The following is a 12,222-nucleotide window of genomic DNA, read 5'->3' as shown; positions in this document are numbered from 1 at the left end:
GGATGCCGGTCATCAATGATGCCTTTGGCCATGAACGTCGTCGTGACGGGCAGCCCGACGGCGTCAGCAAATGCCATCACCTCGGCCGCGGCACCTGTGCGCGCGGCCCCATGGCCAACAAGCATCACGGGGTTTTGGGCATTCTCGATGTGAGCTGCGGCCTCCGAAAGCGCCTTGTCACCTGCGAAAAAGCGGACCTTGGGGGGAGGAAGCAGGGGGACGGCATCTTCGGCGACAAACAGTTTTTCGACATCTTCGGGGATCGCCAAAAACACCGCTCCGGGCCGTTCCCGCTGCGCTAAGGCAAAAGCTTTGTGCAGCGTCTCTGCGACCTGAGAGGCGACAGAGAGAGTCTGGGAAGCTTTGGTGACGGGGGCGAACATGGGCATCTTATCCGACTTGCCCGCGGGGGCCGAAACGAAGGGGGCGGCGGCCTCCTGCACGCCCGCGCTCTCGCCGGGGACGTGGACGGGCTTCTTCGTGCGGGGCTCTGACCCCTTCGGCGAGGAGGAACGGTTCATGAACACAACCTAGTGGCCCGGGGCCGACGACGCCATAGCGCGCGGGCGGATCAGAGGTTCATGGGACGGGCCTCATGCGGCGCGCCGGGCGACATAGCGGCCGTCGGTCAGTCGCTCGACATGGCCATAGCGATGCAGGGTCGTCAGCACCTGGGCGATGCGCGGCTCGATCCGGGCGCCGCCCCGGCTGAAGGCGCGCGACAGGGTCGGGGCGTCGACCGGGCCGGACGCGTCCCGCAGCGCCGCCACCAGGGCCAGCGGCTGCTCGTAGCGATCGCGGGGGAAGGTCGGACGCGCCGCGCGCTGCGGGGCCGCGACCTCGGGCAAGACCAGATCGCCGGCCCGTCCGGCGACGGCCAGACGCGGCCGCTGGAAGTCGGGCCGCAGCCAGCGAACCCGCCCCGCCCCCTCGTCCCGCGCGCGCTCGGCGTTCAGGGCGGCCAGGCGGGCGACGATCTGGGACGCCTCAAGCTCTGCGGGCCAGCCGTAGGCCTCGGCCACGGCGCGGTCGATGTCGTCGTGCAGGTCGCGCAGGATCAGCACCAGCCCCCGGTCGCGGACCGAGGCGTCCCGATCGGACAGGGGGGCGCCGGCGCGAACCGCCTCCAGCACATTGTAGAGGCCGGTCAGGGTCAGGTCCGGATGGTCGGCCAGCACCCGCTTGCGCAGGGCGTCCATCTCCTCGGCCGCCGTCGCCAGACGGGCGCGGGCCGCGTCGGTCAGATCGGGGAAGGGGAAGGGGTCGAAGCAGCGGGACTTGGTATAGCGGGGGCGATCCTCCAGCACGCCGCCGACGCCGGCGGTCCACGCCAGATGCGCCCGGCTCGACACAACCGCTAGGGTCGCAGCGTCATCGGACGCGACGCACACCAGCATGTTGTCCGGCAGGATCGTCGCGTCCAGGAACTGGAACACCCGGTGCTTGGCCGTCTCGACGGTGGCGATGTAGCGGGGCAGGCCGTCCAGCGCGGCGCGCAGGTCCACGCGCGGTTCGCCGAACACCCACCAGTTCTGCCTATAGGTCGGGCGCGGATTGGCGTCGCGGCCAATCAGCTTGCCCGCATTGTCCCGCTTCTCCTTCACCTCGGAGACGAGGTGCTGATAGACCTCGGGGAAGTCGCGGCGGACCGTGTCGATCTCCAGTCCGTGCAGGTCGATCACCAGGGCGTCGCGGCTGTGGCCGGTCAGGTCGCGGCCGTTGCGATAGGGGCGGATGTGGCGCTCCAGGCCCGGACGCTGGCCCAGCCCCAGCACCGCCGCCTGGGCGCGGGTGATGATGAAGCCGGCGCCGTGCAGCTTGACCCCCGGCGACGACAGGGCGGCGTTGGCCGTCAACGGCCCGGCGCGCGTGACATCCACACCCACGCTCAGATCGGCGTTGATGCGGCCGCTACGGGCGGACAGTTCGATGCGCGGCTCGTCGCTGTCCAGCCCGGATTCGTGAGCCAGCTGGAACAGCACGCCGTCCTGGCGACCGGCGACGGCCACCGTCATGGCGATGCGGACGGCGGCGGCGTCACGGCTGGCGCGGGTCCAGGGGTGATCCTTGATCGCATAGGCCAGGCTGATCGGCGGGCGGGCGCCCAGCCAGCGCTCGACCGTCCGGCGCTGGAACACCTGGCTGATCGAGTTGGTGGTGACGAAGCCGAACCGGCGCAGGCATGAGCCCGGCCGCGCCAGGATGTCGGCCGCCCGGTCCCACCAGTACATCACCAGATCGGCGCTCTCGTTCATCCACGGATGGGCGGACCACAGGGCCTCGGCATAGCCGGGGTCGAGGCGCGAGCGCAGGTCCTTGCCGCCGATGAAGGGCGGGTTGCCGACGATGAACTCGGCCTGCGGCCAATCGGGGCGCGTGGGCGTTCCGGCCGCGTCCCGGGCCAGCACCGCGTCACGGCGCCGGATGTTGCCGTGCGCCTTCAGGATGGGTTCGGCCGGGTGGCCGTTGTGGGTCTTGTAGTGCTGCTGCAGCCATCCGATCCACAGGACCAGTTCGGCGATGGCGGCCGCGCGCGGGTTCAACTCCAGCCCCAGGAACTGTTGCGGGTCGATGGTGTCCAGACCCAGGCTTTCGGGATGGCCCAGGTCGGCCAGCGTCTCCAGCACCTCGCCTTCCAGCCGCTTCATCAGGTCCAGCGAGATGTAGAGGAAATTGCCCGTGCCGCAGGCCGGGTCCAGCACGCGGGTGGCGCACAGGGCGCGGTGAAACTCGCGCACGACCCTGACGGCGGCGGCGCTGTCGCCATCGTCCCGCGCCTGCTCCGCGCGGGTCTGGGCCAGACGCCAGTCGTCGCGCAGCGGCTCCATCACCGTCAGCTCGACCAGCCGTTCGACATAGGCGCGGGGCGTATAGTGGGCGCCCAGCTTGCGCCGCTCGCCGGGGTCCAGCGCATGCTCCAAAAGGGCGCCGAAGATGGCCGGCTCGACCTGACGCCAGTCGCGGCGCGCGGCCATCAGCAGTCGCGCCAGTTCCGGCTCGCCCAGCGGCAGGACGCGGGCGTCACTGAACAGACCGCCGTTGATGTGCGGCACGTGCGCCCCGAAGCCCGAGAAGAACCGGCGTCCGTGGTCGGGATCGTTCAACCGGCTCCACAGGTCGTTGAACAGGGGGACAAAGCTCGCGGGCGAGGCGGCGCAGTCCTGCAACAGCGCCAGCAGGCGTGCCTTGGGCAACAGGCCGACATCGGCGGCGAAGATGGTGAAGATGCAGCGCATCAGAAAATGGGCCACGTCCTCGGGCGGATAGCCCTGCCCTTCCAGCCGCCGCGAGATGACGGCCAGTTCGTCGACGATCTCACGCGTGATGCGCGCCGCCCTGCGAGTGGGGTCCAGCGACGACGGGTCCGTCCAGATGGCGCGCAACAGCGCCCGGGTTTCAGGCGCGGCCAGGTCGGCGTGGCTCAGACGATAGGATTTGCGGTCCGGAAACGGCGCATAGCCGCGTCCGGTGCCGGTGAAATCAGCCCACAGCTCAAACACCCGGCCGACATCGCAGACGATCAGGAACGGCGGCGCCGGATGATCGGGCGGCAGATCGCGGACATAGTCGAACGCCTGCTTTCGCGCGTTGCGCATCAGGGCGTCCCAGCGCGGCGTGCCGGCGTCGCGTGGCCCGCCAGAATGGCCGTCGAACATCTCGGCCTGGTCGCCCGCAGCCTCGACCGCCTTGGCCCGGCCCGGCCAGCGGGACTGCTTGGCCTCCAGCAGGAAGTAGCCGCGCTTGTACAGGTCGATCCGGCGCGGCGCGCCTGCGCCATCGTCCAGCCGTGACCGTACGGCGCGCTCGAACACATAGTCGTTGTGCGCCGTGGTGGCCGAGGCCGGATCGGGCGGCGGCAGATCCAGCGCCAGCGTCAGCTCCAGCAAGTACATGGAGGCGTTGGCGCGCTCGGCCCCACCTTCCCTGTCGGACCAGCGCCGAACAAAATGGTCGATATCCATGGTTGAGCCCCCGCTCCGAGACAACAACCTAAGCGGGTGATGTTGGAAAGCGCAACCCGGCGGGCGGGAACACTGTCGCCGCCGCAACCGTCCTTACCCCGATTTAACTTGGCCTGGACCGGGGCGGCGGGCGACAAGGCAGTCAGGTCAGGGGTTGAACTGCTAGATGTCGCTTGCGCTTTCCACGCTGCTGTTCGAGTGGCGCCGCTATATGGCCGCCGTGATGGCGTTGGCCCTGTCGGGCCTGCTGGTGCTGGCCATGACCGGCGTCTTCATCGGCATCGGCAAGGGCTTCACCGCCCAGATCGAACGGTCGCGTGCCGATATCATGGTGCTGCAACCCGGCGCCAAGAGCATCATGGGCGGACCGTCGGGCGTGCCGCGCCGCTTCATCCCCCAGGTCTATAATCACCCCGAAGTGGTCGAGGTGCAGCCGCTGGACGGCGCCGGGGGCAGCTTCCAGTCGATCAAGAATGTCGACCCGACCCTGTCGCAGGCGGACCGCGCCAAACAGGGCGCACCGCGCCAGCAGTTCGTGATGACCCGGATCATCGACACGACCCCCGGATCGGTCACCATTCCCACAGACTATTCACCCGATCTGGTGGAGGCCCTGCGCCAACCCTATGCCGTCGCCATCGACGAGACGGCGCTGAAGCCGCTGGGCGTCAAGCTGGGCGACAAAGCCATCTATAACGGCCAGACGGTGACGGTCGCGGCCGTCACCCGCGGCTATCCCAACATGATGCAGTCGACCATCGTCATGTCGCGCGACACCCTGCGGATGCTGGGCCAGGCCGACACCGGCCCGCGCGTGGGGCCGCTGATGATCAAGCTGCGCGACCCGGCGCGAGCCGAGATCGTCACCGCCCAGCTGAACGCCCAGGGCGGCGGCCAGTGGAAGGCCTGGACCCGGCAGCAGTTGGCCGACGCCAATGCCGGCGCCATGTTCGAGGAAGGCATCCTGGTCATCATCATCGGCGGCTGCGTGGTGCTGGGCATCATCATCGGCGTGGCCATCACCTGGCAGACGCTGCGCGGCGCCATCATGGCCAACATCAAGGAGTTCGCCTCGCTGCGGGCGCTGGGCGTGTCGATGGGCTCGCTGCGCCGGATCGTCGTCGAGCTGAGCTTCTGGGTCGGCATCGCCGGGGTGGTGGCGGCCATCGTCCTGACGTGGCTGGTGTCGCTGCTGGCGGCGGCCAATGCGGTGATCATCGCCTTGCCGATCCCGCTGCTGGTGGTGGTCGGGGGCGGACTGATCGCCATCGCAATGCTGTCGGGCCTGTTGTCGCTCGGCATCCTCAAGAACAGCCAGCCGGCGGACCTGCTGCGATGATCACTCACACCACTGCGCACGGCAAGCACGGCGACTTCGCGGTCGAGGCCAGGGGCCTGGTCAAGCGGTTCAAGTCCGGCAAGAATTTCGTCGAGGTGCTGAAGGGCGTCGATTTCGACGCGCGCCACGGCGACCTGACCATGGTCATGGGGCCGTCCGGCTCGGGCAAGTCGACGCTGATCGCGGCCCTGTCCGGCCTGCTGAAGCCCGAAGAAGGCCGGGTCGATAGTCTGGATGTCGACGACCTGTGGAAACTGTCGTCCGGCCGGATCGACCGGTTTCGTCTGGACCACTGCGGCTTCATCTTCCAGGGGTTCAACCTGTTCCCGTCGCTGACGGCGCTGCAGCAGGTGATGACGGTGCTGAAATATCAGGGCCTGACCAAGGAACAGGCTCGGCGCCAGGCGACCATCGCGCTGGAGGAGGTGGGTCTGGCCCATCGCCTGCATCAGCGGCCGGCGGCCCTGTCGGGCGGCGAGAAGCAGCGCGTGGCCATCGCCCGCGCCCTGGCCAAGAACCCGCAAATCCTGTTCGCGGACGAGCCGACCTCGGCGCTGGACGGCGAGAACGGCCAAGTGGTGATCCGCCTGCTGCGCCGCGCCGCCACCGAACACGGCGCGGCCGTCATCTGCGTGACCCACGACCCGCGCCTTGAGGCCTGGGCCGACCGGGTCATCCATATCGAGGACGGCGTCATCACCGCCGACGAACGCCGCACCCCCAATCCGGAGGCCGTCCTGGCCTCGCACCACTGACACAGACGATCCGTCTCAAGGACCTGACCGCAATGCCCGCCTTCCTGAAAAACAAATGGCTCTGGATCGGCCTGATCCTGATCGTCGTGCTCGTGCTCGGCTTCACCTTCATGCAGAAGGCCGGCGCCGCCAAGAAGGCCGAACTGGACAAGGCCGCGGCGACCAAGGTCGAGAGCCCCTACGCCGCTGTGGCCAACGGCAAGGTCGATGTCGAAGGCGGCATCATCCAGGTCGCGGCGCGCCGTGGCGGGGTGGTCAAGGAAGTACTGGTCCAGGAAGGCGAGACCGTCGTCGCCGGCCAGATTCTGGCCCGTCAGGAAGACGATGAGGCGCGCCTGACCGTTCAGCGCGCCCAGGCCGAGGTCGCCCAGGCCGAAAGCCAGCTGGGCCAGATCCGCGTCGACATCCGCACCGCCCAGCGCGAGCATGATCGTCTGGCCCGTCTGGTGGACAGCAATTTCGTCGCCGCCAGCCGCATGGATCAGGCGCGTGACGCCATCGCCACCGCCCAGGCGCAGCTGGCCTCGCAGCAGGCGTCGGTCCAGACCGCCCGCGCTCGCCTGAACGAGTCGATCTATAATCTGGAGCTGACGGTCATCCGCGCGCCGACCAACGGCCGTATCGTGCGCCGCTACGCCAACCCGGGCGCCGGCGCCTCGACCCTGAACGTGTCGAACATGTTCGATCTGGAACCCGAGGCCCCCCGGATCGTGCGCGCCGAGATCGTCGAGGCCGACATCCCCAACATCACCGACGGCCAGGCGGTCGAGGTCACGGCCGAAGGCGATCCGTCCAAGGTCTATGTCGGCAAGGTGCTGCGCCGCGCCGCCGTCTTCGGCGCCCGCAAGCTGGCCTCGGACGACCCCAGCCAGCGCAGCGACGAGCGCGTGGTCGAGGTGGTCGTGACCGCCGACAACGCCCCGCTGCTGATCGGTCAGCGCGTGCTGGTCAAGTTCATGAAGCCGGGCGAGACCGCCGGCGCTCGCCGCGGCGACGCCCAGGGCGTGCCCGCCGATCGCGCCATGCAGGCGCCGGCCAAGCGGTAAGCTCGGAGCAGCGGCTCGACGATCGGCGACAGTGGAGGGGACACCTCATGCGTGCGGTGACGGTGCTGATCCTGGCGACCCTGGCCGCATTCGACGCGGCGGCGCAAACCCAGACGCCGGAGCAGCGGTTGTCGGAAATCGCCGGCGCCCTGTTGCAGGCGGACGGCCCCCGCGCGCGAAGCCTGCTGGTCGCCCTGCCAAGCGGCGAGCTTGAACCGAAGTTCGAGGCGTTCCGCACCTGCGCGGCCGAGCGGCTGGACCTGACACGCGCCCTGCCTGCCCCGCCCGCCGACGCGCCGTTCGCCCTGCAGGCCCTGCACGCCTATCGCCTGTACTGGCGCGAGGCGATCGACCGGCCGGAGGCGCGGGATCAGGCCGAGATCGCTCTGGCCAGGCGGCTGGGCGCCCTGCTGGACCGTCCCGAACTGGACGACATGCTGGAGGCCGAGGAGCCGACGCTGGAGCGCATCCGCGCCGAGGGCTGGCGCCCGCTGGGCGGACGCACCGGACGCTTGCTGGAGCTGATGCTGTGGCGCCAGCAGGAGGCGCGCGAGGTCAGCGTCGCCCTGCCTGAGGGATCCTATCCGACGACGCTGATCCTGCTGGACGGGTTCGAAAGCCGGGGCTGGTCCAACTGGATCACCTGCGACCGCACGGGCACCGGCGGCTGGGCCAAGCCCGAGGGGCTCTACGCCATCGTCCCGGCCTATCCGTCGCTGGAAGACGAGAATTTCAGCGTCAACTTCCTGGCCCACGAGACCCAGCATTTCGCCGACTACGCCGCCTGGCCGGGCTTGCCCGGATGGGAACTGGAATACCGGGCCAAGCTGGCGGAGCTGGCGCTGGCCGACACCACGCGCGAACGCATCCTGAACCGGTTCGAGAGCAATCAGGGCGACGATCAGGCCGACGCCCACAGCCACGCCAACCGCCGTGTGCTGGCGGCCCTGAGACGCCGCCTGGACCTGCCCGCCGACGCCGACCTGAAAACCGTCGCCCCCGACGCCCTGCGCGCCGCCGCACTGGCCGAACTGCGCGCCGACACCGCCGACCGGCCGGAGCCGGCGAACCGCATCCGCGCGCCATACTAGGCGGCCCGCACAAGGCGGCCGAACTCGGATTGTGAGTTTTAAGCACAAGGCCGGGCCAATAAGTCGCTTTCCCCCAGCGGGCCGGTTCGCCAATCAGCGCCATGACCTTCGACCGCCACCTTGTCGTTCCCGTCCTGGGCCTGGGCCAGATCGTGGCCTTCGCCTCGAGCTACTATCTGCTAGGCGTGCTGGCCGATCCGATGGCGCGGAGCACCGGCCTGCCGCCCGGCCGGTTGTTCGCGGCCCTGTCGGTCGCTTTCCTGATATCCGCCGTGCTGACGCCTGCGGCCGGGCGCTGGATCGAGCGGCGCGGCGGGCGGCGGGTGCTGTGCTGGGCCCATGGGGTCTTCGCCGCCGCGCTGCTGCTGATGGCGGTCGCGCCATCGCCGTGGGTTCTGTTGGTCGGCGTGGCGGCCCTGGGCCTTGGGATGGCGATCGGCCTGTACGGCACGGCCTTTGCGGTGCTGGTCGAACTTCATGGCGCGGCGGCGCGACGCCCGATCACGGCCGTTTCGCTGCTGGGCGCGCTAGGCGGCGGGCTGGGCTGGCCGATCAGCCGGCTGCTGGTCGAGGCCGCCGACTGGCGCTTGGCCTGCGTGGCGTGGGCACTCGCCCATCTGCTGCTGTGTCTGCCGCTGACGATCCTGTTCCTGCCCCGGCGCGACGTTTCGGCCCTGGCCGCCGCACCACCGCTGGAACGGGTGCAGTGGGATCGACGGATGGTCCAGATCGCGGGCGTCTTCGCCGGTGGCTGGATGGTGGCGACCGCCATGGGGGCCCATCTGCCGCGCGTGCTGGGCGAACTGGGCATGACGGTCGAGGCGGCCGCGTGGGCCGCCGGGCTGATGGCGGCCAGCGCGGTGGCGGCGCGGCTGTTCGACCTGATCGTGCTGCACCGCTCGCACCCCGTCCTGACGGTGCGGATCGCCAGCCTGTTTCACCCGATAGGCGCGGCGCTTGCGGTCGTCGGAGGGGCGCGCCTGGCGCCCTTGCTGGCGGTGGGACAGGGGGCGGGCAACGGCCTGCTGTCCGTCGCCTCCGGCGTGTTGCCGCTGCATGTGTTCGGGCCGGATCGTTATGCGGTTCGGCAGTCCCTGCTGCTGACTCCCGCGCGCTATCTCCAGGCCGGCGCGCCGGCCGTCTATGCGATGGCGCTGGAGGTGTCGCCGCTGGCCGCCCTGACCCTGTCCAGCGTGATCTGCCTCGGCATGTTCAGTCTTACGTTGGGCCTGCGCCCCGCCGTCAGCGCCCCTTGAAGTCGCCGGGGCGTTTTTCCAGCACGGCGGTGACGCCCTCAATGTGGTCGTCGGTCAGATGAGCGAGCGCCTGCATGGCCGCGGACATCTCCAGGATCTGGTCGAAATTGCCGTCACGGCCCTGGCGCAGAAGGGCCTTGGCCATGCGCAGGGCGTGGGGCGGCTGGGCGGCGACCTCGGTGGCGACGGCCATGGCCTCCGGCATCAGGGCCTCGGGGCTGACCACGTGATTGACCAGACCCCAGTCCCGGGCCGTGGCCGCGTCGATACGGCGTCCGGTGAACAGCATCTCGGCCGCGCGGGCATAGCCGACGTTGCGCGGCAGCAGCCAGGCGCCGCCGTCGCCGGGGATGATGCCCAGCTTCAGGAAGGGCACGCCGAAGCTGGCGTCGGTCGAGGCGATGCGGATGTCGGCCAGTCCGGCGATGTCGCAACCCAGCCCCATGGCCGGGCCGTTGACGGCGGCGACCAGCGGGACCTCCAGCGCATAGAGGGCGCGGACGATGCGGTGGACCACGCGGCGATAGCGCTCGCGGATGGCGGCGCCGGAGCCTTCGAACAGGTCGCGTCGCTCCTTCATGGCCTTCAGGTCGCCACCGGCCGAGAAGGCCCGCCCTTCGCCGGTCAGGACGACGCAGCGCACCGACGGGTCGGCGTTGACCGCCTCGCACAGGGCCGCGACCTCGTCGCCGTCGGTCAGGTCCGGCAGGGCGTTCAGCCGGTCGGGCCGGTTGAAGGTCCAGACGGCGATCGCGCCTTCGCGTCGGGTGGTGATCAGGGCCATGGCGTCCTCCGGCAAATGCTGCACAGGCTTTCGCCGGGCGACGGGACGTAAGGCAAGGGCGGAATTGAAAAACCCCGGCCATTCTGACCGGGGCTTCTGGGGGACGATCGGGGCGGCGCAGCTACGCGCGCGGCTTCTTGATCGTGATGGGAACGAAGTTCGACGGATGGCTGACCACGCGTTGGTCGGCCGGATTCATCTGCTTCGTATTCACCAGCATCCCGCCCCACAGGGCGAAGGACATCATGGCGTGTTGGAGATTTCTCTCTCTGTCGTTCATTTTTGGCGTCTCCTTTCGCTGAACGATGAAAAGAGACGCGTCGTGCTTTTCGGGGGTCTCACCCTCATAGTCGTTTCGCGTCAGGGTTCATTATGGTGAAGCCGGTCGTAAATTGCAAATTTAATAGTCCGACTCCGGACCAGTTGTAGCCGTGCTGTCAAAAACCAGATGAGCCAGAGCCCCTCGCCTCCGCCCCGCGCCATCGCCACGCCATGCGTCCAGGTGTGCGTGGTCGACGGTCCCAGTGGCCTGTGCCTGGGCTGTTTCCGGACCCTGCCCGAGATCGCCGGCTGGTCGAAACTGACTGAGGACCGGCGCGCCGAGATCATGGCCGAACTGGCGTCGCGTCGCGGCCGCATCGACCCGGCCAAGCTGGGCGGCTGACCGCCGGGGGCGTTAACCCCCCGTCAGCCACGTCGTTTCACCGCATCCCAACGGACGGGCGCCACAGTGGGATACGGCCGCAGCAAGCGGTCGCCGACCGCTGGCCCCGATGATCCGTATCGATCTCCGTTCCGTCGCCATCATCGCCCTGGCCGTGGCCTCGTCGTTGACGACCGCCTATTGGCTGGACCGGTTCGACGGGCGCGGCGGTCAGGCGCAGGCGGCCATCGCCCGCTCGGCGGACGGCCACTACTGGACCCAGGCCATGGTCGACGGCCAGCCGGTGCGGATGCTGGTCGACACCGGCGCCAGCGTGGTGGCCCTGACCCGTCAGGACGCGGCCGCCCTGGGCGTCACGCCCGACGCCAGCCAGTTCACCGTCATGGTCCAGACCGCCGCCGGCGCCGCCCGCGCCGCGCCGGTGCAACTGGCCCAGATCGCCGTCGGCGGCGCGCGCGTCGAACGCGTCACCGCCCTGGTGGTCGAGGACGGCCTGCCCCATTCGTTGCTGGGCATGAGCTATCTGGGACGGCTGAACGGATTTCAGGCCGGGCCCGACGGCCTGACGCTGAATCTCTAGAGCGCTTTCAGGACCACCGAGCCCGCGGTCAGCAGCAGATAGACCGCAAAGGCCTTTCTCAGGATGCGACGGTCCAGCCGGTGCGCCAGCCGCGCGCCGATCGGCGCGGTCAGGGCCGTCAGCACGCCCATCACCAGCGCCGCCGGAACATTGACATAACCCAGCGACAGCGGCGGTCGCCCCGGCGCGTCCCAGCCGAACACGGCGAAGCCGAGCGCGGCCGCAGCGCCGATGGCCAGGCCGAAACCGCTGGCCGTGGCGACCGCCTGATGGATCGGCCGCCCGCACAGGGTCATGGTCATGCCGCCCAGACTGCCACCGCCCACACCCATCATCGCCGACAGAAGACCAATGCCCGTGCCGACGCCGCGCCGCCCCCAGCCGGTCGGCAGATCCTTGCGCAGGGTTACATGCTCGGGCAGCAGGCCCATCTGCGCCGCGACCAGCAGCAGACAGACGCCGTAAACGACGGCCAGCCCCTCCATCGAGGTCAGGCCCGCGACCGCCGCCCCCGCCAGTCCCCCGAACGCGACCCACGGCGTCCAGCTTTTCAGCACCGCCTCGTCCACGGCGCCGTGCGCCCGATGCGTCGCCAGCGACCGCCACGAGGTGGCGACGATGGTCAGCAGCGAGGTCCCGACCGCGACGTGCAGATTGCTGTCGCCGCCCACGCCCAGCACGGCGAAGGCGTAGAACAGCGCCGGCACCAGCACCGTGCCCCCGCCGACACCGAACAGCCCGCCGA

At 69.6% G+C, this 12,222-nt stretch carries 11 protein-coding genes and 1 pseudogene; 7 read left to right on the top strand and 5 right to left on the bottom strand.

Annotated elements, in window-relative coordinates; translation table 11 throughout:
- Window positions 1-521, bottom strand: a pseudogene (locus tag EON91_RS12430) (thiamine pyrophosphate-binding protein); the annotation flags it as partial.
- A 72-nt stretch (window positions 522-593) separates the two neighbouring features.
- Entirely contained in the window at window positions 594-3,962 is a 3,369-nt protein-coding gene (locus tag EON91_RS12425; RefSeq protein ID WP_292095244.1) for a DNA methyltransferase, read from the bottom strand.
- 166 nt (window positions 3,963-4,128) lie between these two features.
- Between EON91_RS12425 and EON91_RS12420 the strand changes: the two genes are divergently transcribed.
- From EON91_RS12420 to EON91_RS12400, 5 genes are all read left to right on the top strand, one after another.
- The gene (locus tag EON91_RS12420; protein WP_292095242.1) at window positions 4,129-5,301 is read left to right on the top strand and encodes an ABC transporter permease; all 1,173 of its coding nucleotides are present in this window, start codon (window positions 4,129-4,131) and stop codon (window positions 5,299-5,301) included.
- Window positions 5,298-6,056, top strand: coding sequence for an ABC transporter ATP-binding protein (locus tag EON91_RS12415; protein ID WP_292095240.1), 759 nt, complete (start codon window positions 5,298-5,300; stop codon window positions 6,054-6,056). Before EON91_RS12420 ends, EON91_RS12415 begins: the two co-directional genes overlap by 4 nt.
- 32 nt (window positions 6,057-6,088) lie before the next feature.
- Window positions 6,089-7,102 (top strand): HlyD family efflux transporter periplasmic adaptor subunit, encoded by a 1,014-nt coding sequence (locus EON91_RS12410; RefSeq protein ID WP_292095237.1) that lies wholly within the window; start codon window positions 6,089-6,091, stop codon window positions 7,100-7,102.
- Between the two features lie 47 nt (window positions 7,103-7,149).
- Entirely contained in the window at window positions 7,150-8,193 is a 1,044-nt protein-coding gene (locus EON91_RS12405; RefSeq protein WP_292095236.1) for a hypothetical protein, read from the top strand.
- Between the two features lie 101 nt (window positions 8,194-8,294).
- Window positions 8,295-9,449, top strand: coding sequence for an MFS transporter (locus EON91_RS12400; RefSeq protein WP_292095233.1), 1,155 nt, complete (start codon window positions 8,295-8,297; stop codon window positions 9,447-9,449).
- Here the strand turns inward: EON91_RS12400 and EON91_RS12395 are convergent.
- Window positions 9,436-10,233: a crotonase/enoyl-CoA hydratase family protein gene (locus EON91_RS12395; RefSeq protein WP_292095228.1), complete on the bottom strand. Its 798-nt coding sequence runs from the start codon at window positions 10,231-10,233 to the stop codon at window positions 9,436-9,438. The two genes, EON91_RS12400 and EON91_RS12395, sit on opposite strands and share 14 nt — an antisense overlap.
- A gap of 121 nt (window positions 10,234-10,354) precedes the next feature.
- Window positions 10,355-10,513 carry a hypothetical protein gene (locus tag EON91_RS12390; RefSeq protein WP_292095225.1) on the bottom strand — a complete coding sequence of 53 codons (159 nt, stop codon included), beginning with the start codon at window positions 10,511-10,513 and terminating at the stop codon, window positions 10,355-10,357.
- A 168-nt stretch (window positions 10,514-10,681) separates the two neighbouring features.
- Between EON91_RS12390 and EON91_RS12385 the strand changes: the two genes are divergently transcribed.
- On the top strand, window positions 10,682-10,897 hold the full coding sequence (locus EON91_RS12385; protein ID WP_292095223.1) for a DUF1289 domain-containing protein: 216 nt from the start codon (window positions 10,682-10,684) through the stop codon (window positions 10,895-10,897).
- A gap of 109 nt (window positions 10,898-11,006) precedes the next feature.
- Window positions 11,007-11,477: a TIGR02281 family clan AA aspartic protease gene (locus EON91_RS12380; RefSeq protein ID WP_292095221.1), complete on the top strand. Its 471-nt coding sequence runs from the start codon at window positions 11,007-11,009 to the stop codon at window positions 11,475-11,477.
- On the opposite strand, the gene EON91_RS12375 is transcribed toward EON91_RS12380, so the two are convergent.
- Window positions 11,474-12,222 (bottom strand): sulfite exporter TauE/SafE family protein (locus EON91_RS12375; protein WP_292095218.1); only part of this gene is annotated, 749 nt, incomplete at its 5' end. The two genes, EON91_RS12380 and EON91_RS12375, sit on opposite strands and share 4 nt — an antisense overlap.

Source organism: Brevundimonas sp. (genome assembly GCF_004210735.1).
Taxonomy (GTDB): domain Bacteria; phylum Pseudomonadota; class Alphaproteobacteria; order Caulobacterales; family Caulobacteraceae; genus Brevundimonas.
Note: the sequence above shows the minus strand (reverse complement) of the source record. Positions and strands in the feature narration are given on the sequence as shown.